At 45.0% G+C, this 25,894-nt stretch carries 26 protein-coding genes, 10 tRNA genes and 1 rRNA gene; 7 read left to right on the forward strand and 30 right to left on the reverse strand.

The annotated features are described in order from the left end of the window. Window positions 1–16: 16 nt before the first annotated feature. Window positions 17–994: a YbbR-like domain-containing protein gene (locus tag ACI3E1_RS06750; protein ID WP_405024899.1), complete on the reverse strand. Its 978-nt coding sequence runs from the start codon at window positions 992–994 to the stop codon at window positions 17–19. Then, window positions 991–1,845 (reverse strand): diadenylate cyclase CdaA, encoded by an 855-nt coding sequence (gene cdaA, locus ACI3E1_RS06755; RefSeq protein ID WP_405024900.1) that lies wholly within the window; start codon window positions 1,843–1,845, stop codon window positions 991–993. Before cdaA ends, ACI3E1_RS06750 begins: the two co-directional genes overlap by 4 nt. A 113-nt stretch (window positions 1,846–1,958) precedes the next feature. Between cdaA and ACI3E1_RS06760 the strand changes: the two genes are divergently transcribed. Beyond that, window positions 1,959–2,627, forward strand: coding sequence for a DUF1361 domain-containing protein (locus ACI3E1_RS06760; RefSeq protein WP_405024901.1), 669 nt, complete (start codon window positions 1,959–1,961; stop codon window positions 2,625–2,627). Between the two features lie 69 nt (window positions 2,628–2,696). Here ACI3E1_RS06760 and murB read toward each other — a convergent pair whose 3' ends face one another. Then, the gene (gene murB / locus ACI3E1_RS06765) at window positions 2,697–3,608 is read right to left on the reverse strand and encodes a UDP-N-acetylmuramate dehydrogenase (RefSeq protein WP_405024902.1); all 912 of its coding nucleotides are present in this window, start codon (window positions 3,606–3,608) and stop codon (window positions 2,697–2,699) included. A gap of 116 nt (window positions 3,609–3,724) precedes the next feature. On the opposite strand from murB, the gene ACI3E1_RS06770 reads away from it, so the two are divergent. Then, window positions 3,725–4,258 (forward strand): 3'-5' exonuclease, encoded by a 534-nt coding sequence (locus ACI3E1_RS06770; RefSeq protein ID WP_405024903.1) that lies wholly within the window; start codon window positions 3,725–3,727, stop codon window positions 4,256–4,258. Between the two features lie 79 nt (window positions 4,259–4,337). On the opposite strand, the gene ACI3E1_RS06775 is transcribed toward ACI3E1_RS06770, so the two are convergent. From ACI3E1_RS06775 to ACI3E1_RS06785, 3 genes are read right to left on the reverse strand one after another with little or no spacing between them, the layout of a single operon-like run. Further along, window positions 4,338–5,225, reverse strand: coding sequence for an RluA family pseudouridine synthase (locus ACI3E1_RS06775; RefSeq protein ID WP_405024904.1), 888 nt, complete (start codon window positions 5,223–5,225; stop codon window positions 4,338–4,340). Then, the gene (locus tag ACI3E1_RS06780; protein WP_405024905.1) at window positions 5,215–6,021 is read right to left on the reverse strand and encodes an NAD kinase; all 807 of its coding nucleotides are present in this window, start codon (window positions 6,019–6,021) and stop codon (window positions 5,215–5,217) included. Before ACI3E1_RS06780 ends, ACI3E1_RS06775 begins: the two co-directional genes overlap by 11 nt. A gap of 3 nt (window positions 6,022–6,024) precedes the next feature. Beyond that, the gene (locus ACI3E1_RS06785; protein ID WP_405024906.1) at window positions 6,025–6,675 is read right to left on the reverse strand and encodes a GTP pyrophosphokinase family protein; all 651 of its coding nucleotides are present in this window, start codon (window positions 6,673–6,675) and stop codon (window positions 6,025–6,027) included. A 128-nt stretch (window positions 6,676–6,803) separates the two neighbouring features. Between ACI3E1_RS06785 and ACI3E1_RS06790 the strand changes: the two genes are divergently transcribed. Then, window positions 6,804–7,490 carry a DsbA family protein gene (locus tag ACI3E1_RS06790; protein WP_405024907.1) on the forward strand — a complete coding sequence of 229 codons (687 nt, stop codon included), beginning with the start codon at window positions 6,804–6,806 and terminating at the stop codon, window positions 7,488–7,490. Between the two features lie 53 nt (window positions 7,491–7,543). Here the strand turns inward: ACI3E1_RS06790 and tsaE are convergent, their stop codons facing one another. The 3 genes from tsaE to ACI3E1_RS06805 are packed head-to-tail and all read right to left on the reverse strand — an operon-like array spanning window position 7,544 to window position 9,730. After that, window positions 7,544–8,014, reverse strand: coding sequence for a tRNA (adenosine(37)-N6)-threonylcarbamoyltransferase complex ATPase subunit type 1 TsaE (tsaE, locus tag ACI3E1_RS06795; protein WP_405024908.1), 471 nt, complete (start codon window positions 8,012–8,014; stop codon window positions 7,544–7,546). 15 nt (window positions 8,015–8,029) lie between these two features. Beyond that, window positions 8,030–9,022, reverse strand: coding sequence for a phosphate acetyltransferase (pta, locus tag ACI3E1_RS06800; RefSeq protein WP_405024909.1), 993 nt, complete (start codon window positions 9,020–9,022; stop codon window positions 8,030–8,032). An 18-nt stretch (window positions 9,023–9,040) separates the two neighbouring features. After that, window positions 9,041–9,730 (reverse strand): uracil-DNA glycosylase, encoded by a 690-nt coding sequence (locus ACI3E1_RS06805; protein WP_405024910.1) that lies wholly within the window; start codon window positions 9,728–9,730, stop codon window positions 9,041–9,043. A 101-nt stretch (window positions 9,731–9,831) separates the two neighbouring features. Here ACI3E1_RS06805 and ACI3E1_RS06810 point away from each other — a divergent pair, with 101 nt between their 5' ends. Next, the gene (locus ACI3E1_RS06810) at window positions 9,832–10,710 is read left to right on the forward strand and encodes a Cof-type HAD-IIB family hydrolase (protein ID WP_405024911.1); all 879 of its coding nucleotides are present in this window, start codon (window positions 9,832–9,834) and stop codon (window positions 10,708–10,710) included. Window positions 10,711–10,765: 55 nt separating this feature from the next. On the opposite strand, the gene ACI3E1_RS06815 is transcribed toward ACI3E1_RS06810, so the two are convergent. From ACI3E1_RS06815 to ACI3E1_RS06825, 3 genes are all read right to left on the reverse strand, one after another. Further along, a complete protein-coding gene (locus ACI3E1_RS06815) occupies window positions 10,766–11,461 on the reverse strand; it encodes a Bax inhibitor-1/YccA family protein (protein WP_405024912.1) in 696 nt (231 codons plus the stop codon). Between the two features lie 185 nt (window positions 11,462–11,646). Continuing rightward, window positions 11,647–12,900: a tyrosine--tRNA ligase gene (gene tyrS / locus ACI3E1_RS06820; protein ID WP_405024913.1), complete on the reverse strand. Its 1,254-nt coding sequence runs from the start codon at window positions 12,898–12,900 to the stop codon at window positions 11,647–11,649. A gap of 300 nt (window positions 12,901–13,200) precedes the next feature. After that, complete coding sequence (locus ACI3E1_RS06825) at window positions 13,201–14,598, reverse strand: Na+/H+ antiporter NhaC family protein (RefSeq protein ID WP_405024914.1); 1,398 nt, start codon at window positions 14,596–14,598, stop codon at window positions 13,201–13,203. A gap of 680 nt (window positions 14,599–15,278) precedes the next feature. On the opposite strand from ACI3E1_RS06825, the gene ACI3E1_RS06830 reads away from it, so the two are divergent. Beyond that, window positions 15,279–15,647: a helix-turn-helix domain-containing protein gene (locus tag ACI3E1_RS06830; RefSeq protein ID WP_405024915.1), complete on the forward strand. Its 369-nt coding sequence runs from the start codon at window positions 15,279–15,281 to the stop codon at window positions 15,645–15,647. A 282-nt stretch (window positions 15,648–15,929) separates the two neighbouring features. Here the strand turns inward: ACI3E1_RS06830 and ACI3E1_RS06835 are convergent, their stop codons facing one another. Continuing rightward, a complete protein-coding gene (locus tag ACI3E1_RS06835) occupies window positions 15,930–16,811 on the reverse strand; it encodes a 3-hydroxyacyl-CoA dehydrogenase (protein ID WP_405024916.1) in 882 nt (293 codons plus the stop codon). Between the two features lie 12 nt (window positions 16,812–16,823). Next, window positions 16,824–17,654, reverse strand: coding sequence for an acetoacetate decarboxylase family protein (locus ACI3E1_RS06840; RefSeq protein WP_405024917.1), 831 nt, complete (start codon window positions 17,652–17,654; stop codon window positions 16,824–16,826). Window positions 17,655–17,828: 174 nt separating this feature from the next. Here ACI3E1_RS06840 and ACI3E1_RS06845 point away from each other — a divergent pair, with 174 nt between their 5' ends. Further along, window positions 17,829–18,470, forward strand: a complete 642-nt coding sequence (locus ACI3E1_RS06845) for a nitroreductase family protein (protein ID WP_405024918.1) — start codon at window positions 17,829–17,831, stop codon at window positions 18,468–18,470. Between the two features lie 138 nt (window positions 18,471–18,608). Here the strand turns inward: ACI3E1_RS06845 and ACI3E1_RS06850 are convergent, their stop codons facing one another. Further along, complete coding sequence (locus tag ACI3E1_RS06850) at window positions 18,609–19,073, reverse strand: DNA starvation/stationary phase protection protein (protein WP_405024919.1); 465 nt, start codon at window positions 19,071–19,073, stop codon at window positions 18,609–18,611. Window positions 19,074–19,861: 788 nt separating this feature from the next. Here ACI3E1_RS06850 and ACI3E1_RS06855 point away from each other — a divergent pair. Next, window positions 19,862–20,179 carry a hypothetical protein gene (locus tag ACI3E1_RS06855; protein ID WP_405024920.1) on the forward strand — a complete coding sequence of 106 codons (318 nt, stop codon included), beginning with the start codon at window positions 19,862–19,864 and terminating at the stop codon, window positions 20,177–20,179. Between the two features lie 127 nt (window positions 20,180–20,306). Here the strand turns inward: ACI3E1_RS06855 and ACI3E1_RS06860 are convergent, their stop codons facing one another. From ACI3E1_RS06860 to rrf, 15 genes are all read right to left on the reverse strand, one after another. Next, window positions 20,307–20,873 carry a cob(I)yrinic acid a,c-diamide adenosyltransferase gene (locus ACI3E1_RS06860; RefSeq protein WP_405024925.1) on the reverse strand — a complete coding sequence of 189 codons (567 nt, stop codon included), beginning with the start codon at window positions 20,871–20,873 and terminating at the stop codon, window positions 20,307–20,309. After that, window positions 20,870–21,415: an ECF transporter S component gene (locus tag ACI3E1_RS06865; protein WP_405024921.1), complete on the reverse strand. Its 546-nt coding sequence runs from the start codon at window positions 21,413–21,415 to the stop codon at window positions 20,870–20,872. Before ACI3E1_RS06865 ends, ACI3E1_RS06860 begins: the two co-directional genes overlap by 4 nt. Then, window positions 21,415–21,804, reverse strand: coding sequence for a DUF4430 domain-containing protein (locus tag ACI3E1_RS06870; RefSeq protein WP_405024922.1), 390 nt, complete (start codon window positions 21,802–21,804; stop codon window positions 21,415–21,417). The genes ACI3E1_RS06865 and ACI3E1_RS06870 overlap by 1 nt, the downstream gene beginning before the upstream one ends. Window positions 21,805–21,830: 26 nt before the next feature. Continuing rightward, window positions 21,831–24,062: a ribonucleoside-triphosphate reductase, adenosylcobalamin-dependent gene (gene nrdJ / locus ACI3E1_RS06875; protein WP_405024923.1), complete on the reverse strand. Its 2,232-nt coding sequence runs from the start codon at window positions 24,060–24,062 to the stop codon at window positions 21,831–21,833. A 780-nt stretch (window positions 24,063–24,842) separates the two neighbouring features. Then, a tRNA-Leu gene (locus ACI3E1_RS06880) sits at window positions 24,843–24,926 on the reverse strand. A gap of 38 nt (window positions 24,927–24,964) precedes the next feature. After that, window positions 24,965–25,035, reverse strand: a tRNA-Cys gene (locus ACI3E1_RS06885). Between the two features lie 33 nt (window positions 25,036–25,068). Further along, window positions 25,069–25,140: transfer RNA gene (locus ACI3E1_RS06890), tRNA-Gln, on the reverse strand. 8 nt (window positions 25,141–25,148) lie between these two features. Next, window positions 25,149–25,221: transfer RNA gene (locus ACI3E1_RS06895), tRNA-His, on the reverse strand. Between the two features lie 13 nt (window positions 25,222–25,234). Continuing rightward, window positions 25,235–25,305 (reverse strand) — tRNA-Trp (locus ACI3E1_RS06900). Window positions 25,306–25,310: 5 nt separating this feature from the next. Further along, window positions 25,311–25,393 (reverse strand) — tRNA-Tyr (locus ACI3E1_RS06905). 1 nt (window position 25,394) lies between these two features. After that, window positions 25,395–25,470: transfer RNA gene (locus tag ACI3E1_RS06910), tRNA-Phe, on the reverse strand. A 56-nt stretch (window positions 25,471–25,526) separates the two neighbouring features. Further along, a tRNA-Val gene (locus ACI3E1_RS06915) sits at window positions 25,527–25,599 on the reverse strand. A 4-nt stretch (window positions 25,600–25,603) separates the two neighbouring features. Then, window positions 25,604–25,675: transfer RNA gene (locus ACI3E1_RS06920), tRNA-Glu, on the reverse strand. Window positions 25,676–25,687: 12 nt separating this feature from the next. Next, window positions 25,688–25,760 (reverse strand) — tRNA-Asn (locus ACI3E1_RS06925). A 7-nt stretch (window positions 25,761–25,767) separates the two neighbouring features. Then, window positions 25,768–25,884 (reverse strand): 5S ribosomal RNA (gene rrf, locus ACI3E1_RS06930). Between the last annotated feature and the right edge of the window lie 10 nt (window positions 25,885–25,894).

Consider the following 25,894-nt stretch of genomic DNA (forward strand, 5'->3'; position numbering starts at 1 on the left):
TCGCAATCATTAATTTCTAATTTTTTGTGACCGTAATGTGCACCTTGATGGTTGCCGGGTCAATCCCCGTAATCCCATACTGGTTAGGACTCAGGGCAATTATCTTGTCCATTGTACCATCAATTCCCGCAACGGCAACCGGAACCTTTAAAGTTGTCAGTTTATCCAGCGCCTGTTTGGCACCATGGACCGTCACGTTTTTAGTATCCGTCGTAAAACTATAGTGATTACCTGCAACACCCTTACCAGACTTTACGAGTTGAACGTTGACACTTTTGGTTGATTTCGCCGAAAAGATCGGAACGGTAACCCGCGCCATCTTATACGACAAAATAACATCACTTAATGGTTGCCCGTTTGCATCAACCGCCTGTAAGGCAACCTGCTGGTGAACCGTTTCTTGGGTATTCTTATTTAGCCTTACTCGAGCAACAATGCAATCAATCCGGTTAATATCCTTAGTTGGTCCCGTTGCCGATACCACGTTAACGTTTACTGTTGGGCGCCCAGCAGCGTACCCCTTAGCAATCTGGCGGCTATTAAACCGAACCTGAACAGGGAAATCAGCCGTTTCGCGTCGACTAACAGTTAGGTTCACCCGGCTAGGTTCAACTTGAACGTTAAGATCATGGTTAAACCCACGGGGCTGCAGTTTAACGGTATGGTTACCCAGCCCAAGGTGCGTACAGTCAGCAGTAACCTGCAAACTATGCGTATTACGGACGGCAGTCACCAGCGAACTTGGCCCGGTAACCCGTACCTTAACCATGTTAGGATACCCCGTTACGAAATATCCGTTTTGGCTCGCTAAAATCCGAACCGGAACCCGCAGTGTCGTTGACTTATTCATAAAACCCACGCCCACGTCACCGTTCTGGACAAACCTGGTCGTATTAAGTTTCATTGAATTAACGTACAAGAACAGCATGAGGGCAAAAACCAATGAAATTAACCGGTAGAACGTCTTACTATTAAAGAACTTTGAAAGCTTCATTTAACGTGCCGCCCTCCTTTCCGCCGGTGAACAATACATGCCCGATGTTTGATTCCGCTCCGCCCAAATAACCGGTACTTGGAATCCGCCTGAGGAAGAAGCTCATTCCGCAGAATTTTTAAGTAATCTTCCCGTGTTAGGTCCCGCATTAATTCATTATTCTGCGTAATCGTAACACCCCCGGTCTCCTCGGAAATAACAACCGTCAAGGCATCGGTCACCTCACTAATTCCAACCGCTGCCCGGTGGCGGGTTCCAAGTGACTTGGGGATTAAGTTACTATCGGATAAGGGAAGGTACGCAGCAGCGACAGCAATCCGGTTATCCTTGATGATAACCGCACCATCATGTAACGGCGTATTTGGAATGAAAGTGTTAATCAACAACTCCCCCGTAATGTCTGCGTCCATTTTAATTCCGGTTTCGATATAATCTTCAAGTCCGGTGTTCATCTCAATCGAAATCAGCGCCCCAATGCGCCGTTTGGACATGTACTGAATTGCCTTATCAAGCTCATGAATCATCTTTTCGCGATCCTCATCCTGTCGTTTATAAACAAGGCCACGCCCAAGATGTTCAAGGCCACGCCGGATTTCCGGCTGGAAGATGATGATGATGGCGATTATTCCCCAGTTAATGACCTGGTCCATAATCCACGAGATGGTTTCCAATCCCAGATACCAACTAACCAGCTTAATTGCGACAATGACCACGATTCCCTTTAGCAGTTGCACCGCTTTGGTCCCGCGAATCAGCATCATCAGCTTATAGATTGCGTACCACACCACCACGATGTCCAGCAAATTAATAAAATGCTGCCAGGTGATGATGTCGCTCCACGCAAAAGTCATGGCCAACCCTCCTTTATTAAATTCTCGGTAATGATTATATCACGAACCTTTACACTACTTCGCCTTCTGTGGGAAACTAAGGGTAACAATTATCACTATTAGGAGGAAACACTATGCCCCAAAAACTTCGTTGGCTAATTCGAAGCGCAGTACTACTGTATCTTGGATACGTCTACTTAAAGACGGGCATTCATTCCACCGCGCTAGCCTTTCTAACATTAAATAGTTTCCTCGCATATATTCCAATTGAATGTGCATTTCACATTCACCCTACCCGTCAACGGGCATGGCAGTTTTACCCGTTAGCGTTTTTATGGTTGATTTTTTATCCTAACACACCATACTTACTAACCGACCTGTTTCACCTCGCGAAGTTTAATCCATACAACAGCGTTACCATGCTAATGCGCTTTGACCTTCACCTGTGGCTTGCATTTTTCACCCTCGTTTCTGGGGTTATCGGGTTCGCCATCATTGGAACGTGGAGCCTAGAATTCATGGCCACCGCCTTTCAACGACGGTGGTGCTGGCGCGGGGCCATTGCCCATAGCGTAATAATTGTTGGCCTGACCCTTCTTACCTCGATTGGCGTGTTTGTAGGACGGTTCATCCGGCTGCACACTGCCTACCTCTTTGTGAGCCCCGGGTGGGTTGTTAGTGAACTAATAACAATGTGGAATCTTCGGATGGTTACCTTTGTGCTTTTAATGACCATTCTGCAATTAATCATCTGGGGCGCAATTATGATTACTAAGATGGCCCTTACAACACCTTCAGAATAATTCATACAAATAAGCAGGTCCCCTATAAGAGACCTGCTTATTTTATATGCGGCAACTCCGCACTTTTCTTTAATCCCCGATAATTCTAACTTCCGTCTCAAGCTCCACGTCAAACTTTTCCTTAACTACCTGCTGAACATGGCGAATCACTGCCACGTAATCAGCAGCCGTTGCATTACCAACGTTCACGATAAATCCCGCGTGTTTGGTTGAGACCTCAGCGCCCCCCACACGGTAGCCCTGCAACCCGGCATCGTGCACTAACTTCCCGGTATAATGGCCTTCCGGACGCTTAAAAACACTCCCACACGACGGGTACTCCAAGGGCTGCTTAGCTGCCCGCAAAAAGTTAAGGTGATCTCGTTTGGCCCGAATTTCCTCTGATTCACCACTCGTTAACGTAAAGGTAGCATCTAAGACAATCTCATCTGCATCCTGAACCCGACTATGCCGGTACCCGAAATCCATCCGTCGATTCGAATACACCCGGAGTGCACCAGTCCGGGTAAGAGCTGTTACCTGTTCCACAACCATCTTCATTTCACCGCCGTATGCGCCAGCATTCATAAAGACGGCGCCGCCGACACTCCCCGGAATTCCCGAAGCAAACTCCAATCCCGTTAGCCCAGCATGGTACGCCGCTTCCGTTGTCGCAATCATGGTTGCCCCAGCCTGCGCAATCACCCGATTTCCCCGGACAACCACTTCATTCATCTTCGTTAGAATTAATACAATTCCCCGAATTCCATTATCACTGACAATAAGGTTGCTGGCATTCCCCAAAACAGTGAGCGGAATATCACTTTCGTGTGCTGTCATCACAACCTTGCGGGCCTCTGACGGCGTCTTTGGAAAAAGAATCCAGTCGGCCGGCCCCCCAGTCCGGGTATTAGTAAAATGGGAAAGTGGCTCGTCTTGATGTGCCTCGATTCCCCGTAACTGGTTAGTTACAATGGCCGTTACCGCTACTTGATCAAGCATCGTCGTCCGCCTCCTCTGTCAAAATTCATGACTCCATTCTACCATTTTTCACCGAAACCGCGCACTCGAAGTTTAATTGAGGTAAAATAAAAAACAGCTTAAAGGAGGGACTTTTCATGGACTTTACCGCCATCGACTTTGAAACAGCCAACGCTAAACGGGCAAGCGCATGTTCGTTAGCCCTAACGGTTGTTAGAAACAACGTTATTACTGACCGGTTCTATTCATTAATTAATCCCCAGATGTCGTTTGCTGTCCGTAATACCCAAATCCACGGACTTACAGCCGCCGATGTTGCCGATGCACCCACCTTTGCCGAGCTTTGGCCCCACATTGCTGCTTTATTTGGCCCCGAACAAATTATTGTTGCCCATAACGCCCCGTTTGACTGCAGCGTTTTGCAACACACCCTCGCACACTACGGGATTACTTCCCCACACTTTCTCGCAATTGATACGGTTAAAACGAGCCGGCAACTAATGCCCACCCTCACCAATCACAAACTCAACACGGTTAGTGCGGCACTCCACGTTCCCCTAGAACACCACCACAATGCCCTGGACGACTGCGTAGCGTGCGCCCAAATTCTTTTAGCACAAATTAAACAGTACGGTACCCAACAAATTATCCCGTTTATCACTGAAAAGTAAGGTAATAACCCCTGGGGATTGATGCGCGGGCTTTTCTCCCGCATCTGCCATTAATAATTACCTACACGACACTACTTTTTCATTTCAATCGTAATAGCCGGCGCATATCCTCCGGAACCGGCGCCGTAACAGTAACCCACCGGCGCGTCCTCACTTGCCAAAAACGCAACCGCCGACAATGCAGGGCCTGCCGCTCCATTCCGTCAAGCATTGTCCCGCCGTACATTTCATCACCAATTAACGGATAACCAAGCGTAGCACAGTGCACCCTGATTTGATGCGTCCGGCCCGTCCATAACCGAACCTTCAACTGAGTTGCCCGGATAAACCGGTGCTCAACTTGTACTTCAGTCACCGCCCGCTTACCATCGTTCCGAACCATCCGCTTCATTGTACTTCCGGGTTGCCGACCAATCGGTGCGGTAATTATCCGGTGGTGCCACCAGATTGGCGTTCCAATAACCGCGCAGTATTCCTTATGAATCCGCCCGGCTTGTAATTCCTGGTCAATTAATGCGTGGGCATAACGGTGCTTAGCAAATAAAACTGCACCTGATGTATCGCGATCCAACCGGGTTACGAGGTGTGGGATAATATCATCGTAGTGACGAATCCGGTAGTACCCCGTCACCCGGCTAACTAGGGAATCATCCCGGTGCAACGGCGACGGAATCGCAGCCACAAACGGTGGTTTATTTACCACCAGAAAATCATCATCCTCATAAAGAACGTCCACCGGCACATACGACGGAATTACCGGCGTCTTCCGGTTTTCTTCTGGCGGTAATACCAATGTAACCTGATCCCCCGGCACAACGCGATCAATCAGCCGCCCATTATCCCCGTTAACCACCAAAGCCCCGCCCGCATTGCGGACATGGGCTAGTAGCCGTCGGGAAACTCCTTGTTGGCGCAAAAACGTGCGTAACTTCCGCTCCGGCGCATCAACTTGCCACTTAATCTTCATAGTCTGACCCAATAAATGAATCCTGAACTCGCTGCCAGAAGCGCGTATGCCGGGATTTAGCAAAGTAAATTCGCTGCTTAGCAATTCGGAACCGCATCCGTTCAATCTGCTGATCGTGATAATAATCCGAATCAACGGTCATAATAACCGCCCCTTCCTTTGAAGGAATCAGCGTAATCCAATCATTGGGAGCAATGATCATTGGCGCACTGAGCGTCCGGAAAACGCGGTTATTAATCGAGCTAATTTCGGACATCTGTAAAACATCCAGATTAGGGTGGACAATGGCACCACCTAGCGATTTATTATATCCCGTAGAGCCAGTTGGCGTCGACACACATAATCCATCTCCTCGGAAGCGCTCAAAAAATTCACCTCCGACATACACGTCCGTCATCATCGTGGCAGTTAAACGACGGATCGTCGCTTCATTTAACGCCAAGTAGTCATGCGGATGCGAGTCGCCGACAAATTTCACCCGCATATCTAGTAACGGGTAACTCACCGCTTGCTGGTTTTCGTTTTGCAAACTAATCACCAAGTCATCGAGCTCATCACTCCGCCAGTCGGTATAAAAACCCAGGTGGCCGGTATGCACCCCGATAAACCGAACAGTCGCCAACTGGTTATCATAATGATGAAATGCAGACAGCAACGTTCCGTCGCCCCCAATGCTAATCACGACGTCGGGATGCTTGTCGTCTAATTCAAAGCGCCGTTCAGCAAACTTTTGCCGGAGTTCCGCCGCAACTGTGCGGGACGCCCGCCCCGAATTTGCATAAATTCCAATCTTCACGACTTACCTCCTGTCTTGCCGGTGTTCAAACACATGCTGGGCTTCTTGAATATCCTCCCGAATACTCGACATTTCATTATCAAGTAAAAACGCCGCTTCGGCCGCCCGTTGCAGTCGCTGCTTAATTTCAACCGGGAGGTTTCCCCGGTACTTATACTTTAACGAATGCTCAATCGTTGCCCAGAAATTCATCGCTAACGTGCGCACCTGGATTTCGACCTGTACGTTTTTCTCCCCGTCATAACACTGTAACGGGTACATACAAATCACATGATACGAACGGTACCCGCTCGCTTTAGCGCTTTGAATATAGTCCCGTTCCTGGACCACCGTTAGATCATGCCGCTGCTTAATAAGAGCAACCACCTGATAAATATCCTCAACAAACTGGCACATAATCCGCAATCCGGCGATGTCTTCCATGCCCTCTGCTAACCGATCCACCGTTACGTGCCGGCGCACCATTTTTTCCTTGATACTTTCTATTGGTTTTACCCGACCGGTAACGAACTCAATTGGCACGTGCTTGGCCGTTGCAAGCATCTGATTCCGCAGTTCCCGGAACTTAAGCTTTAACTCCCCCACTGCCTGGTGATACGGCGTTAAAAACGATTCCCATTCATCCGGATCCAATCCGCTCGCCCCTTTTCGCACTAAAATCCACCTCAAGTTTACCATACCCACCCTAAAATTACAGGAACCGCTAAAAGCAGATTCATTGAATTCCCGTCCATTTCTTGTAGAATGAAACTAGCAACTAACTAACAACGGAGGTGTGCACTGTGCTTGACGTCTACTTATTTATCAATCCGCTTGGGAACCAGTGCTTTGATGCTGAGCAAAACATCCTCTCCGTGATCCATCAGACCACTGAAAAGGTTAATTTCCAGATTAACCCCCTTGTAACATTGGATACCGTGTCAGGGATTATCAGCCGGCGACACCTTCAAACGGACAACATGCAGATTCGCCATGCAGTGACCAACGAGGTTTATCAGGTTTCACTCGATTACGAAGCAGCCCGCTTTCAGGGGAAGCGGCGGGGGCGAAAATTTCTCTTTGCACTTCAACAGCTTCTCTTAATCAGCCACCAACCATATTCGTTGGCCATTGTTCATCAGGCAGCTGAGCAAGCGGGGCTTGATTGGGAGTTCTTTAAGGATGATCGTAATTCTAAGCTGGCTCACAAGTCGTTTCAACGGGACCAGCAGTTAGCAATTAGCATGAACGCTCAACGGCACCCAACGGTTGTCCTTGAAAACGTAACGGGGTTTAACTATGGCGTTGCCCTGAATGCCTGTGAATCATACACGATTATCCTTGACATTATTAACGGTCATATCCCGACTGACGCAATCATGGCAACCCATAAGCGTTACGAGCAGCAATTTGCAACAACATCGACGCATCACCATCATTACGCCCCCCATCCGTTATTTCCGCAAAACGCTCACCAGCCGGCAAAATAAATAATAATGAACGATAAAATTAAAGAAGGTTGAGACATACGTCTCAACCTTCTTTAATTATTTAACCGTGAAGCTAACTGATTCATAAGTTCCTCTGCACGTTTACCGTGAGGTTCAAATTGCAAGCTCCGTAAACAATCATTGCGCTCGTCCTTAATAAAGTGAACAATCAGGTAAGTCGGGGGGAGTTCATCCTTAATAAACTGGGACCATTCCACCACACTAACCCCATCACCATCAAAGTATTCCGCAATTCCTAAGTCACCTGGAGCGGCATCCTCCAAGCGGTACACGTCCATATGATATAACGGTAACCGCCCACCATGGTATTCGTGTACAAGGGTAAACGTTGGGCTCTTCACCCGCCGGTGAATGCCTAATCCTTGGGCTACGCCCTTAGTAAAGGTAGTCTTCCCCGCGCCGAGCTCCCCATCAAGCAGTAAAACATCCTGCGGCTTAAGAAGCGGCGCTAACTGCTCCCCTACTCGAATTGTCTGCCGTGCGTCTGTTACCGTTATTTTCATCCGTCCTTTTTCCCCCTAGTCTACCGCAACGGCCTGTGCGGCGGTAATGATTGTAACCTTGTAGACATCCTCAGCATTGCACCCCCGGGACAAATCAGACACCGGTTTGTTCAGCCCCTGTAAAACCGGACCAACCGCCTCAAAACCACCTAATCGCTGGGCAATCTTATAACCAATATTCCCCGCTTCAAGTTCCGGAAAGACAAAAACTGTTGCCCGTCCCGCAACTGATGATTGTGGTGATTTTTGCGCCGCTACTGTTGGCACAAATGCAGCATCAAACTGAAGTTCGCCGTCAATCTGTTCATCAGGCGCTTGCTTTTGCGCTAACTGGGTTGCTTCCGCCACCTTAGTAACCTCGTCCGCTTTGGCTGAACCCTTTGTTGAGAAGCTCAACATTGCTACTCGGGGCTCGATATCAAACAGCCGGGCTGTCTTAATACTTTCCTGGGCAATTTCAGCCAAAGTCGGCGCATCTGGATTAATATTAATTGCGCAATCGGCAAAGACATAGCGTTCTTCACCACCATTCCGAACCATAATAAAGGCCCCGCTTGTCCGGTGAACCCCCGGCTTAGTTTTAATAATCTGGAGAGCCGGTCGCACCGTATCACCGGTTGGATGAACCGCCCCGGAAACTAGCCCGTCAGCCAATCCCATATATACCAGCATCGTGCCAAAGTAGTTTTCATCCCGCAGCATCTTCTCGGCTTCCTCTGCCGTGTTCTTTCCCTTCCGCCGGTCAACGAAGGCCTGCACCATGGCAGCGTACTTTTCTCCCGGATACGTCTGCGGATCAATCACCGTTACCGCATCGTTCCATTCCAAGTCTGCCGTTGCGGCAGCAGTCTTCACCGCCTGCTCATCTCCCAGCAAAAGTGGTCGCACGAGTTGTTCGTTTGCTAAACGCAATGCTGCTGTTAAGATTCGGGGTTCGGTCCCCTCAGGAAATACAATCGTTGGTTCTTTTCCCTTAATCTTCGCGGTTAAACTTGCAAAAATATCCATTTACATTTCCCCCTATGTTTATTCTGCAGTCGGATCGGCCGGCAACTGCCAGTCAATCGGCTCCTCCCCCATTGCGGTCAGTGCAGCGTTGGTCTTTGAAAACGGTCGCGAACCGAAAAAACCTCGGCTGGCTGACAACGGGCTGGGATGGGCTGACTTAATCACAATATTTCTGGTTTGATCAATCAACGTCATTTTATTCTGGGCAGCTCGCCCCCACAGAATAAAGACCACCGGTTTCGGCCGTTCAGAGAGCTGATGAATAGCAACGTCCGTTAGTTGCTCCCAGCCGTGACCCTGGTGCGAAAAGGCCTGACCATCACGAACGGTGAGCACTGAGTTTAGCAGCAGCACTCCCTGATCCGCCCACTTCTTCAGGTAGCCGTGGTTCACCGGCGTGATTCCCAGATCATCCTGCAATTCCTTATAAATATTCTGCAGGGACGGTGGAACAGGCACTCCGGGTTGAACCGAGAAGCTCAACCCATGGGCTTGGTGCGGACCGTGATACGGGTCCTGGCCCAGGATAACCACCTTTACCTGGGAAAACGGAGTCCACTCAAAGGCCTGAAAAATATGGTACATATCCGGATAAATCCGGTGATGCTGGTACTCATCCTTCAAAAACGCATGAAGCTGCTGGTAATAGTCCTTTTCAAATTCAGGCGCCAATACGTCCTGCCAGTCATTGTGAATTAACGTCTTCATTCCGTCCACCTCACTTTCAGTTTATCATAGTTTTGTCCGAACCTCGCCCATTTTCATGCTAAAATGTAAGCGGAATCTATCATATGAGTGAGGTTTTTATAATGGTGCAATTGATTGCTTCAGATATGGACGGAACACTGCTTAACAATAACATGGTAATTTCTCCCCGCAACGCCGCCGCAATTAAAAAGGCACAACGTGAGGGCGTTCCCTTCATTGTTTCATCAGGCAGGGCATATTCTGAAATTAAACCCCTGCTTGAGGCCGCTCAAATTAACTGCCCGATGATCACAATGAATGGGGGGCGCATGTTTGATAAGGATGGCCGGGAAATCTTTGCTGCGCCCCTACCACGTATGCTAGCCGACCAGCTTATCACGCGGTTCCACCGGGCGGGGCTATACATTGAAGTTATTACAGAAAAAGGCGTTTTTTCAGACGATAAAACCCAACGAATCCAAAACTTCGCTGAACTGCTGACTAGAATCCACCCGGGGCTACCGTTTAAAGAAGCAGTCATCCGCTCCTCCGCCCGTCTTGAACTATTAAACATCAACTACATCGACGATTACCAGGAGCTCCTGGATGACCCGCACACCACGTTCTTCAAGGTTGTAGCGTTTTCTGCAGCGGGGCCAACCGTCCTCGCTCCCCTCAAACAGGAGCTATTAGAAGCCCACGATAACATTGCCATTACCTCTTCAGCTGCCTCTAACATTGAGGTGAACCACATTAACGCCCAAAAGGGAATTGCCGTCAGCAAGTACGCGGATATGCTCAACATCCCGCTAGATAACGTCATGGCAATCGGCGATAACAATAACGACGTTTCTATGCTAAAGGTGGCTGGTATTAGCTACGCCATGCAAAATGGATCCGCAGAGGTTAAACACCTCGCACAGCACATTGCTGCTCCAAACGATCAGGACGGGGTAGGCAAAGCCATTGAAGCTGAGTTAGCCAAAAATAATAATTTATAGCACAAAGGAGGTTGGGCCAAATGTCCCAACCTCCCTGTTTATTTTAAGTCCATTATTAGTTGCGCTCACTTGAACCAAAGATCTCCAGTAATTCCAAAAACAGATTAATGAAGTCCAGGTACAGCTGTAACGCCGCACTCACAACAATTGGGGCCGCATTTGCCGCTTCCCCCATCTGCAGGTAAATCTGCTTAATCCGGTGAGCGTCCCACATTGAAAGAATGCTAAAAATCAAAACACCAGCAATCGAAATTACGAATTCAACCAACGAGCTCCGTAGAAAGATGTTCACCACGGAAATAATCAAAATCGCAATTAACGCTGCAAGGGCCTGCCGTCCCCAGCTACTAAGATCCTTTTTCGTCCGGGTTCCATACAGGGCCAGAACCGCAAAGTCAACCGCTGCCGCCACAAAGGCTAACGTAATATCTGCCGTCGTAAATTCAAGGAGAATCGAACTAAAGATGACCCCTTCCAGCGCCGCAAAACCAAACAACATGGCGTTACTCATTACCGCCGACCGCGACTTACTAAACGACATCTTGGCTACCATAATCAACTGAACCGCCAGTAAAATAAAGTAAACTACCGGGTGCTGCCCAAGTAATTCATCAACCATATTACCAAACAAAACTACCGTCCCGAGAGCCGTAATGGCTGAAACTAAAACCGCTCCTGCCATGTACCAGTAAACCTTAGACAGGAACTTATTTAAGCCCCGTTGTTGGTTTTCAACCGAGTATCCGTTCATCAATAATTCCTCCTTATTGTGGAAATGGCTAACTATTTCTATTCCTCCCTACTATACCTTATTTAGCATAAATTTCAAACTCATAGTAATGTTTAATATCAAGGCAAGAAAGCACCCAGAATAACAGCTTTCTAGCCAACATTCCGGGTGTCCCTGATAGCAATATTCTAAATTAATTTACTTCTTTATTCAACGTGTGCCAACGTGTAATGCTTCTTTCCCTTCCGGACAACGACGCACCTTCCCTCAAAGGCAGCCGTTGGATCAAGGACAAAGTCAACGTCACGCACCTTGTCACCATTGATTGTAATGGCACCGTTAGCAACGTCCTCTCGAGCCTGACGCTTCGACGGTTCAATCTTCGTTTGCACTAACCAGTCCACAATGTTGGCCTTAACAGCGCTCACCTTAACGGACGGCATTTTGCCAAAGACCTGCTCGATTTCACCCGGAGTCAGCTGCTTAATATCACCACCAAAGAAAATTTGCGAAATTTTTTCTGCCTCTTCCATTGCTGTTTTTCCGTGAACAAAGGTTGTCACTTCCCGTGCAAGAGCCCGCTGTGCTTCCCGCCGTTCAGGGTGCGTCGCAACTTTTGCGGCCAGTTCTTCGATTTCAGCATGACTGAGGAACGTAAAGTACTTCAAGTATTTCACTACGTCCCGGTCATCCTGATTCAACCAAAACTGGTAAAATTCGTACGGCGACGTCTTCTTAGCATCCAGCCAAACAGCCCCACCAGCGGTTTTCCCAAACTTAGTTCCATCAGCCTTTAACATCAGCGGAATCGTTAATCCGAATACCTTAGCATCTTGGCCCACTTTTTTATGGATTAAATCAACCCCCGCAGTGATATTCCCCCACTGGTCGGCGCCACCAACCTGCAGTTGAATGTCGTTATTCTTGTACAAATGCAAGAAGTCAACGGATTGTAAAATCTGGTACGTAAATTCGGTAAACGAAATCCCGTTTTCTAGCCGGCTAGCCACAACATCCTTTTTAATCATCGTGTTAACCCCAAACTCTTTCCCGTAATCCCGTAGGAAATCTAATAGGCCTAACTTGGATAGCCAGTCGTAGTTGTTAACAAATGAAATATGTCCCGAACCACCAAACAACCGGGTAACTTGTTCGGTTAGAGCCTGAACATTATGCCGAACTTTATCCATCGTCTGCAGCTGGCGTTCAGTCTTCCGGCCGCTTGGGTCACCAATGGACCCGGTTCCCCCACCAATTAAAATGTATGGATGGTATCCGGCAAGCTCAAAGCGCTTTAACACAATAAACGGAATCAAGTGCCCGATATGAAGACTATCACCCGTCGGATCGGTTCCACAGTACAGCGATATCTTCTTATCCTTTAAAAGTTGACGTAAGCCTTCTTCATCAGTCTGTTGGTTAATGGCCCCCCGCCATTTCAAATCTTCAATAATATCCATATAAACACCTCCATGTTCAACTAAAACAAAAAGTCCCTGAATGATATTAATCATTCAGGGACGAACTTCTCGTGGTACCACCCATATTCACATAGTTATAACTATGCCTCTCACACTTTTAACGCAAGCTTACGAAACACGCATTCTCAAAGAACGTAATTTCACGTCGCACTTCGCACTAATTCGCAGCAGCCATTAGCTCTCTGAGCCGTTCAGTGTTCCCTACTTCATCCTTCACGTGCTAATTGTATGTGTGACTATAGTCAACTATATTTCAAGTAACTTGTCAAGTAGTCCATATTATTTTGTTGAAATTTTCTTTTGCTTTGTAAAGAATCCCGCAAGAACCGCTAAAATTGGGACTAAAATTGGGAAAAAAGCAAACGGAATATACTTCAGTGCACTTATCTGAAGCGTCCCGACAATAAATGTCCCGCTAACGCCCCACGGAACAATCGAATTGACCGCCGCTCCCGCGTCATTCAGGGTCCGCGTCATGTATTTGTGATCAATTCCCAACCGGTCGTAGGACTTTTCAAAGGCCTGCCCAGGCAAAATCACCGAAAGGTACTGCTCCCCAATCAAGTAATTCACAATCAAACTTCCAATCGCTGTCATCAACACTAATTTCCCTACTGAATCAGTAAAGCGCGCAATTCCATTTATCAACGCATCAATCACCTTAAACTTGATGAACGTTCCCCCCAGGGCCAGTGCAAGAATAATCAACGCGGCGGACGATAACATGCTAGAAATGCCGCCCTTTGAAAATAACACATTGAGCATTTTATCACCGGTATGTGCAACATAACCATTCATCACGTAATTAGCAAGGGTTGCGATTGATATTTTGGGATTATGAATAAACCCAATAATTAACCCCGTTGCAGAACCGGCAATCAATGATGGAACTGCGGGGACTTTTAACCACGCAAGAATCAGTAACAAGCCAACTGGAATTAACGTCCATGGCGACACCCAAAAATGAGCTTTAATCTGGTGCATTATTAGTGTTACAGCGGTTAAGCGAATATTCTTAGTCCCCAGGCCACACATGAAGTAGATCCATGCAGTAATAACAAACGCTAACCCATCAGTCACTAACAGCGACCTTATATGCTTATATAAGTCAATCTCTCCAATTCCCGCTGCCAGGTTGGTCGTTCCTGACAAGGGAGAAATATTGGAACCAAAAAAGGCCCCCGATACGATTGCACCAACCGTTAATCCCGGGTTAATCTTTAACACCGTTCCAATTCCAATGAACGCAATTCCCATCGTTGATACAGTAGTAAACGAGCTGCCGCAGGTTATTGCCACTAACGAGCAAACAATAAAAACCGTTGGCAGAAAAAACTTAGCGGAAATAATATTAAACCCAAAATACATAATTGTCGGAATTGTTCCGGAAAAGATCCAACATGCGATCAACGCCCCAATCATCAAAAAAATCATTAATGGGATAATCCCCGGCTTTATTCCTGTCTCAATCCCATCCATAATCGTATTCCACGAAAAGCCACGGATCCAACCGTAAAACATTAATAGGGTTAAGGCTACTAGAATTGGCACCTGTGGTGAAAGGTGGAGCCCAATAATTAGATATCCTAAAACGCCGAATGCAACTAATAAAATTATAAGTGCCTCAGCAACCCCGATTTGAGGATCTGCTTTCTTTGAATTCACACCATTACTCATTTAAAGCACCTCACTCATCAAAATAAAAACGCAAAATTAAACCAACTAACCAGCCTAATTTCGCGCATAAAGCTGACAACTATTTATTATTTTTAAATCCGCCCGTGCATCCATTAGCTACTGATTGTCCCCAATTCTATCAATAATGGTTGGAATAATCAATAGTATATCTGATGATAGCAAGCATGATGCCAACATTTAAGATAAATAGGACACAAATTAATACATACAACTCCTGTACCCATTTTTATTGGGAATGCTACTTAACCGGAATTAACCCTTCACGAGAAGCACTGATGATGATCTGCCCCTAGCAGATAACCAATAAATAATTCCAACAAATGTCAATGAACTAAAGTGATTAGCAACAACCACCAGCCACCTCAAACGTAACAGAACAAAAGATATGTAATGTCGCACTGCCTCTCTTCGGGACAACGTCACCTTTCGTCAATTAGTTAGTATCCAAAATCCCAATAATCCATATAAACGTTTAATGGTTACGGCAAGGTGATCTCTCATTAAGCGTTTATTCGGTTAATTTCATAAATAAATACGCTTTAAGCGTTATATTTGTGATTATAATCACAGAAAAATGAAAGGTAATTACTTTATTAAGTGTTACTATAATTAACATTTTCTTACTCTTAAGTCATTAAAGTACACTTAGGAGCAAATTTATGTACGAGCATTTTAATATTGGAACGCAAATTCGACGACTACGTACTACAAAAGGACTAACACAGGAAAAATTTGCAGAATTAAGTAATTTATCAGTTAACTTTATCTCAAAGCTAGAGCGTGGCCAAATGGATAATATTAGCATTACAAACATCATCAAAATATGTAATGCCATGAATATTTCCATTTCTGAATTAGTCAATGATGAACCTACCCAGGCACTTACGGGTTTCCCAAAATCAACCCTAACGCTAATTCAACTTTTAAAAGATATTAATCCACCCGATTTAGATAAGTTATCAACTGATTTAATCCCTCTTATCCGCGAATTTCGTAGTTTATCACAAAGTCATTATCACGTTAATTAACCCTACATTTGGGAGCAATTAGCGTAAAATAAATCCTGCTGGTAATAGTTAACTCGACTAAAGCCAACAGGTTTTTTAAGTACTTCATTTTATAATAATCCACCGTGGCCTATAAATAACACTTTATAAACCAACGCGTTGCTAACCCCAATTATTGGTAACCCTTCCCTAAACTTTGACTAACAGTTTGCTCATCCTTAACCAACCCATAACGTTCACGCTAAAGAGTCAAAACGAGCAACTCCTCTTATCAGGTGCTGCCCGTAATTCACATATTGCTCTTTATCCCTTCAAAAAGTTCGGGTCCTCAAACGCCGGATGCGGGTACGTGTAAAAACCCTGGCCGGCCTCAATGCCATAATGCCCTTGATCGATCATTTTCTTAATCTTTGCAGCAATTGTTTGAGATGCAGGATCATCCGGATGCGCATTATAAATTGCCCACACTGTCCGGAGACCGATCATATCCATTGCCATAAACGGTCCCATCGGCGATCCCGTTGAGTTCATCCAGTCCTTATCAATCGTAATCGGGTCCGCAACCCCCTTAACCCAAAGGCCAAGCGCTGCGTTTAAAAACGGAACCGATAACGAATTCATAATGTAGCCGGGCTGCTCTTTTTGCAAAACAATTGGGAGCATCTTAATGCTCTTAGCAAACGCCACCGCAGTATCAATCACTTCTGGTTTTGTCTGCGCATTACCAACAATTTCAGCGGTATTAAACTGCCAGATATGGTTGGCAAAGTGCAAGTGTAAAAACTTCTCCGGCCGGTCAACAAACTTAACTAACTGACTTGGAACAAACGTCGATGAATTGCTAGCAATCAACGCTGCTGGTGGCAGAACCTCCGCCAAATGATGGTAAAATTCCTCCTTCACCTTCAAACTTTCCGGAACGGCTTCAATTACCAGGTCAGAATCCTGAAACGACTGTTTCCAGTCGTTCGTGATGGAAATAATCCGGGCTAATGCTTCATCAAACTGTTCATCAGTAAGGTGAACATCCCGTTTATAAAACGGCCGCAATGCTTCCAGCCGCCGTTCTGCTCGCTCCGGGTGCGGATTCCAAATTCGCACCTGGTGTCCGCAAAGCGCAGACTGAAATGCAATCTGGCTGCCTAAGGTTCCTGCCCCAGCAATCGTTACGTTTTCAATAGTCATTACTCGTTCCTCCTAATTATTACTTAAAGTACTTTGATCATAGCGCCCGGTAATTAGGTACGGCGCTACCTTATCAGCAGCCAACTTAGTTAACACCATTGTTTTATGCATCTTAGCAGAAGCCATCTTATATGTTCCCCCACCAATTAGATGCTGCACCGCCAGCTCCCCAACCGGATCATCCGCACTTGATGTCAACGTTAGCGCCAATTTTCCCGGAGTAAAAGCAGTTGTAATGTTCGTTGTCTGGGTTGCCAACAACCTAGTATTCGTGAACCGGTTCGTTCCGTCATTCTGCTGCTCTAACTGATAGTCCACAAAAAAGTTAACCGTTTCATTTGGATGATTTAACTGTAACTGCGGGCCCAATAATTGCTGGGCCTGAGCGGGATCATTGGGTGTCCCCGGCGTTATGCGAACGTCCATTAACGTAGTACCGTGCCGAATGACCTGGGCCTGAGTTTCCGCATCGTCGTGCTTAATCTGAATCTGATCAGCAAGCTTCTTAGGAATGCTTGCCCCCTCACGTCCAGCAACTAACGCCATTTCTGCGCCCGGGCCGGCCAGGAATAACCCAAACGGGTACGCCCCAACCATTTTATCCCGGTAAGCTACCATCGTGTACAGCACCGCTTCATCATACGAACGCGCAAACGACGGGTTCCCCATATGCGTAACGTAACCGGCTACTACAGGCGCTATCACTTGTAATGGTGCTGGCACCAACCGTTGTAACGTTGCTTCGTCCATCGCATAAGCAAACATAACGCCTTCTTGTTCCCGCATATCCGGATTATCTAGGAATCCCTTAACGGCATCCTGACTAGCTAAGTAACTCGTCAACTTTATCATCCCCTATTAATAGGTCATTCCATCTCCCTGATGCCTCCCTTATTATACTTAGTTTGAGCAGAAAACAAAAGGGAATAAAAATATTTTGCGATTAAGTTATTGCGAAAATGTTATAATATCAGCGGAAACGGTTACTTATTGGTTAACGTTTAAGGAGGTTATCTCATGCAATTTACTAACAATGATTTTCAAGATATTATGCTCCACCGACACTCTGTTCGGCACTTTGATCCGTCAGTGACGATTCCCCGGGACGAACTTCAGCAAATGGTCCAAGAAGCGATCACCGCACCCTCGTCTTGCAATCTTCAGGCCTGGCACTTTGTGGTCGTTGATACTCCTGAAGGAAAGGACAAGTTGCGGTCCTTCTTCATGAAGTTTAACCTTCCCCAGTTAGATTCCTGTTCCGCAATGATTATGGTTTTCGGGGACACCGATGCGTTCAAGAAATACCGGGCCCTGTGGCAAAGGATGTACACGGAACACCAAATTACGAAGGAACGGCTCAACGAAATTCTTCAAACATTCTTACCATTATACGAGCACGCAGACAAGCAATTTTTAACCGCCGATGCCTTAATCGACAGTAGCCTCGCTGCCATGCAACTGCTCTTAGCTATTCGGGCCCACGGATATGAAGCCAATCCACTCGGCGGTTACGATGCTAAGAAGGCAGCCGCCGCACTTGGACTAGACCCCAACCGGTACGTTCCTGCACTGGGAATTGCAGTTGGAAAACCTGATCCAGCTGCCCATGAAATCACCTCGGAACGGTACGCCGTTCAGGATGTCTTAGAATTTAAATAATTCAGCTTTAAGCTGATTCTGTGCCGAAAGAGTAAGACACAAACCAAAAAAAACGGGCGGGATGGAAGCTGGCCCTGAATCATATGTTGATTCAACGGCAGTCGGACTTCCACCCCACCCGTTTATTTTAACAATGACTTATGCCGTAACATCCTTATCCAAGTACGCATTGAGCATCCAAATATTCTTTTCGCATTCGCCCTTAAACTCACTCAACATGTCCTGGGTAGTCAAATCGTTCGTATCATCTGTTACGATAATCGCCGCTTTGTAATCATCCCGTAAGACCTTAAACTGGGCGACTAACCCGGTAATCATCTGGGACAATGTTTCTTGGTCCCACGTTATTTTATTATCAGGTAACTTAGTTTGCGCCGTAAATTCATGAGTTGTTGATAATGGTGCCCCACCAATGATAATGAGCCGTTCCGCCACCTCATCAAGCTGGTTCCCCAATTGAGCGGCATAATCATCCATCAGCGGATGAAGTTTGAAAAACTCGGTGCCGCGCATGTACCAGTGGTACTGCTGCACGTTAACCTTTAGTTGGCTGATGTCGGCAATAATTTGGTTCAACGCAGTGGTTGTCGCCTGATTTGTCATGGCATCCTCCTTATTCAAACCTATGAGTAACTGACTGTGATAGTAAGATACCATGCTTGCCCCAATAAAGCTACTAAAAAACTACAACCCCCGTGAATTTAATAAATAAGCATACTTCTTATAAACTTTATAATCTCTATTTAATTATTATATTGTACAAATTATTTGATTTTTAACCGCCATCCATCCCAAAAACGTACCAGTAAAATAAATTAATCGAAAGAACTATACACGTATACAAGATTTGCATAATAAGACACACATCCACCAATAATATTAAGAGATGTACGCACTTAACCCTCAATGCTGTAAACACAAATTGGAAAACTTATCAAATTAGTTTTTTAAGTGCTGTAATGTATCCATATGAACACTTCTTTCTTTTTGATTCATTCGTGGTGAGACACCCCTAAGCAATCCCTAACAGCCACCTAAAACTTTGCTCATAATCGGCATTTTTCACCAACAACATGTTACTTTAAAGTTAATCAATCAACTTAAAGGAGGAATTTACTATGACACTCCATCGTTTTGACGAAGCTCACACATCATTAGAGGAAATCAAGGTTCTTTTGAACATTTGGCTTAAAGCCTAACGAAAAGTCCCGCTATTGCGGGGCTTTTTTAAGCTTCCATAGTATTTTTGTTAACAAATCATTTAATCAATCACAACCGCCTTCAATTTCGATATACTAATTACAACAATTAATACGACGGAAGGAATGACATTAATGCTTTTTATTAACAGTGCTATTAATCAGCAACCACCTCATAGGATCGAAGCTCCAATGCCAGATAACCACGTATTAACTGAAAAGGAACATCCTGATCACCCGGCGCACGTGGATTACCATCACTACCATAAGGACTTTGAGCGTCCACCAGTACGGTGTTATTTATGCCGGCGGATAATTTCTCATCCTCGCAGCTGGTTCTTAGTGACGCCAACCAACATATTACACGTCATTTGTTCACAGTGCGAAACTAATCTAGTTAATATCAAACACCTTGATCAGCACCAACCAGAAGTCCTCGGCTTCCCAGCTGACCGTCATCCGGACCATGACTATTTTGTAGATCCATATGATTTAGAGCAAATCAGCTAGCGGTAATTTAACTACCTGACTATGTCAGGTAGTTTTTTATTCTTTCAAGGTCTGCAATGGTTTCTAAGACACGTATTATAATTAAATGCCTTTCCTCCCATTGTTGTGGTTATCACTACAACCATAATTACTCATGAGTGGTTGGCTCTAGGATTTCATCATCGCTCCGGATATCCTGATAATCATCTAAAACATTCGCATATCGCGCTAATACAAATAAATAATCTGAGAGGCGATTAAGATATCGTTGTCCATCCGGTAAAGATAGTCCTGTTAATCGAATCAATGTCACCAATCGTCGTTCTGCTCGCCGGGCTAATGTTCGGGCATATTGAAGAGATGCTCCTGTTTGATCACCTCCAGGTAAAATAAACGCCTTAATTGACGGAACTAATGTTTGTAACTGATCGATTCTATGCTCCATCTTTGTTACCGTTATATCAGTAATTTCATGATGCCGGTTAACTGTTATATCAGCCTGTAGTTGGTATAACTGTTTTTGAATTTGAAGAACTTCGGTGCGAATTTTTACGCAAGCTGGTGAACAAACTGCACAGCATAACCCCAACCACGACTCTAATTCATCTAATGCGCCAAGAAGTTCAATTTGCGGTGCATCCTTCGCTATCATTTGTCCTGTAATTTGCTTAGTTTGCCCCGTGTCTCCAACGCGTGTATAAATCTTGATTGTTATTCCTCCTCCTTTTTTTCAATAAAACGATACTTTTTTAAAACGTTCACTACAGGACGATACAATAACGGATAAAGAATAAGATTACCACCTGCATGATAACAATCAAATACCAAACCATTTAAGTAATATGCCCAAAAGGCTGTTATTCCAAACCCACCAACTAGCATCATTCCTAAACTCACAAAGAAACCATACACAAACCCTAAAAATGTCGCTAAAATTATTTGCCAACCGACATGTCGGCGCAACGGAATTATCTGAGCACTTCCACTAACCAGTAATACACAGATAATATACGCGCCAATTTGTGGTAACGTCCAAATACCAAATCCTAAAATGACATTGGAAAGCACTATTGTAATTGCAGCAACACTAATTCCCGTTACATTCCCCAACATCAATGTAATCATCATAATTAAATCTGTGTCGGGCTGAACATTAGGGATTGGAAGATGAATAATCCGAAAAATAACGCACAGTGCACTTAGCAACCCAATTAAAGCTATTCGTAAAACCTTTTCATGCGTGCTAAGATGGTCCATTATTCATTAACCCGTTTAAGATTAAAGGTCACCGTATCGTGGTTTCGAACCTTCTCTTGGGTCACACCCTTAGTTGCTTCCTTACCATCAACTTTATACATCCAATACGTCTTTTTAGCGGTATTCTGACTTCGACCATCAATCGCTGTTACCATTCCCTTTTTCACCCGAACGTGCCAAGCGTGTTTTAACCCTGTAAGAACGTCTGCTCCTTGTTTAACATGAACTTTCTTTCGTGCAAATTGTTTATTATTTCGCTGTAAAACATAGGTCACTGTAACTGTTTTTCCTGTTGTCTTTTGCGCATTTATCGTTGTCAAACCACCAATCGGTAATTCCAACATCAATACTGTTAAAACCGATACTACCCACTTTTTTAGTTGATTCATAATCTATTACCCCTTACATAATTAAATTATTTAATCGGACATGCGCCACTTTCACAGTCGCTTTGTCCAACAATTTCTAAATCTTTAATATCTTGCTTGTTTTGCTTTTGGAAAACTTCTTGAACATCACCATGAAGCATTGCTTTTCGCTGTTCAAAAACGTCCTTAGTGATTGGCTGTTTTGGAGCCTGTTTAAATTCGCCACCAAGGTATGGTAACAATGACGTTGACTTAATCGTGTTTCGATATTGCGTCAAAAGTCCCGCTAACTGATCAGCTTCATTCGGCTGGAACGTAATTGTACAACTGACCGCATTATCCGACCAGTAAGTTTGGAGAAAAGCCTGCGTTGCAAATTGTTCAGCCGCTGTTACATTGCCTGAAGATACAAATTCAGGAGCATCCGCATGAGCAGCACGCACTGGGAACTCGACACAAATCGTATGCTCCGTGTAAACATCTGGTTCCATCCGGTAACCACATGCCCGAAATGCTGGTAAAAGCGGATCAGAATCTTGAAACCGAATTCGCTGGATTAAATACCCAGCATAATGGAAATGCATTCCCTCAGAAGCCCCTGCCAGTTTAGCCACTGTTCCAGAAGGCTTGACCGTTGTGTGTTTAACCGATTCTTGACACCCCAACACGGCTGAATACTCTTGATCTGCTGAAACAACCGCTTGATAAAGTTGATTAAAGGTTGCACAAATTTTGGGGTCATAAATCGGTTTTTGAATTTTCATACCAGTTTGAGAATCGGTAATCTTCTCGAACCCCGTAACAATCCGATGCCCAAAGCGTTTTAAAATCCAATCTTGAATTCCAGACATCGATACCCCCACACGCCGATTTTTTGAAATAATTTTCCGGGAAACTTCCCAATCATAATTACTAAACGTAATTCGCTTTGTATACCGCATTGCAAGACGGAAAACATCACTGAGCTCCCATCCTTGTTCTTCAGCAATTGCTGGAAAAACCTCAAATAAATTACATGGTTCGCCGTTTGCCAATGAAACTTCACCGCAAGGATTAGTTCCTTCAACGTCCCCATCAATGCCTAATTGATTTCCATCCACAATTCGGCCATAGTTTCGTGATAATTCTAAATTAACAACTCCCGGTTCACCGTTATGTAAAATTGAATCGGCAATCGTTTGATATTGCATAAAATGCGAATCCACCGCCACACTGTTATTGGAAGCCCAGCGATGATGGTTCAGTTTTTCAGCATCTTGTTTCATGGTAATAAAATCATGATCATCATTTGAGCCCAATGCTAGTTCGGCAGAACGACGTACGTTACCAGCAACAACCGCTTTTCCAATCAGATTACCAATATCCGTGCAATCAACGGCCGTTAAGTGCTGCCCAACGCGTTGATTAATTAATTCATTAATGTCATGAATCATTGTGATTAGTGGCATCGGGCCCGCGGCTGTTCCTCCAAAGCCGTGAATTCGTGTTCCTTTAGCTCGAATATCAGTTACATCTAAAATTAACCGCTGCTGCTTGGTTGGATTTGTATCAACAAAATGCAAATCAATCATCTGCGCGTTTGCCAAAACCCAGCCTTCGCGAGTATCAGGGACCTTATAGATTAAAGCATCACCGTCATGGTCATGCTGCTCCCATTCATCTCGATCGCGTGCACCGCAGGCAAGCGCATCATCATAAGAACGACTTGTTTTATCAATAACAAATTCTACTTGAACGGGATAATCAACAGCCGGAATTTGCTTAACATTTTCATGAGTTACAGAAAAGCCAACTCCCCCACCCTTCATTAATTGATCGAACATAAACGAATACGGCATCGACACTGCACTCTGATCCTTCTGTAAATATGACGGTACGATATGACTATCACCATACTTCTGTGGACGAATAGCAATAAACCAACAATTGTTTAATGAATCCGCTGTCCGTTGTTGATAATCCGTTCCCGATATCCACAAATTACGTCCTGATGGCGTAGCGGATAGTCCATAAATAAGTCGAAAAAGCTGTTTAGCTTCATCAGTCAACTCGTTAATCACTTGTTTACTAGGATGATTAGTAAGACGCGGATCTAAATTAATATTCCCCTCAACTACCCGTTGCACCGTTTCGATCCATTCCTCAGTTCGGTGCTTTTGAGGTAGCCAACGAGCATAAGTTCGCTTATAAGTTACCCATCCTAATTCACCCCAATGAGGATGCACATTTTCTTTAATGTTCATAATAAAGTCTTGCGATAATTTTATCGTGCGCTTCACTCTCATCACTCCTTATACAACATATAGTATCATTCAATGATTGGATATACAATATATGGAGAAACACTTTTTTTGAATTCTTTTCTTGCCTTTGAAATTCATACGTAATAACAAATAATATAAATATCAATTACTAATTAACAATCAAACGCTGTTTTACTCGCTTAATATTTCACTCATCGAAAACATTTAGGCAATAAAAAAGTTGATGAAATGATCACCAACTTTCCAAGTATATGAACTTATTGCCTTGATTGTTACTTATCATCTTACAAAACCGTTAATTTTTCGCGCTCCATCCGTATTCCAAAAGCGATATCTATTACGTTTTCTTTTACTTAATCACTTAGAATGAACAAAAATGTTTCTGAACAGTTGGATGGATTCATTCCGTTTTTTTTTATTTTTCGTGCACATCCTGCACACAGAATTTCGGTTTATGTTCACGTTTTGTGCATACACATTGATTTTTAACCATTCAGAGTAACCCACATATAATAATGTGATATACCAGACACGTGACAAAAGACAACGTAGAATCCTAACTACCGATTAACAATTAGGTTCTTTTTTCGTGTCCCACTCACTATAAAGACTACTACGGAGCAGCTTAATGATAATTTACTAAACTGCTCCTTTATTCGGCAAAGAAATCATATTTTCTGTTTGCTGTGTGTTTACCGTGTGTTTACTGTGTGTTTTATGTGTTTGAAATATAAACGAATAAAAAGAAAAACGCTGACTTAACAGCGTTTCAGAGAGATATAAAAACCTCATTTATACCGGTGATCGGGGTCGAACCGATACGTCCTAACGGACATTGGATTTTGAGTCCAACGCGTCTGCCAATTCCGCCACACCGGCATGATAAATATGATACAGTTAGCACCTTTAGGAACTAAAGGCGGTAACCGGATTTGAACCGGTGATAAAGGTTTTGCAGACCTCTGCCTTACCACTTGGCTATACCGCCATTAAGAACAGGTCACCAGGCCAATCCCCACAATTGGGGTAACTGGATTCGAACCAGTGCATGAAGGAGTCAAAGTCCTTTGCCTTACCACTTGGCCATACCCCAGTGACAAGGGCGGTAGGTGGGAATCGAACCCACGCGTGCCTGGGCCACAACCAGGTGCGTTAACCACTTCGCCACTACCGCCATAACAATATAACAGGGATAGTAGGAATTGAACCCACACCGACGGTTTTGGAGACCGTAGTTCTACCTTTAAACTATATCCCTATATATGGAGGGGAGAGGATTCGAACCTCCGAACCCGAAGGAGCGGATTTACGGTCCGCCGCGTTTAGCCAGACTTCGCTACCCCTCCATGGTGGCGCGGGACAGAATCGAACTGCCGACACACGGAGCTTCAATCCGTTGCTCTACCGACTGAGCTACCGAGCCACAATAGAAAAGTTATACTGTTACTAAATATACCATTGAACGACTTCCCGTTCAAATGGAGGATACAGGGCTCGAACCTGTGACCTCCTGCTTGTAGGGCAGATGCTCTCCCAGCTGAGCTAATCCTCCATCATGACCCGTACGGGATTTGAACCCATGTTACCGCCGTGAAAGGGCGGTGTCTTAACCACTTGACCAACGGGTCATTAACATGTCACTCCGGCAGGCGGGCTCGAACCGTCGACAACCTGATTAACAGTCAGGTGCTCTACCAACTGAGCTATGCCGGAATAAAAAGCACGGCGACGTCCTACCCTCACAGGGGGCGGTCCCCCAACTACTCTCGGCGCGCTGAAGCTTAACTACTGTGTTCGGCATGGGAACAGGTGTATCCTTCAGGCCATCATCACCGCACTCTTTCCTT

The sequence above is a fragment of the Ligilactobacillus sp. LYQ139 genome, from assembly GCF_045033025.1.
In the GTDB taxonomy this organism is placed as follows: Bacteria; Bacillota; Bacilli; order Lactobacillales; family Lactobacillaceae; genus Ligilactobacillus.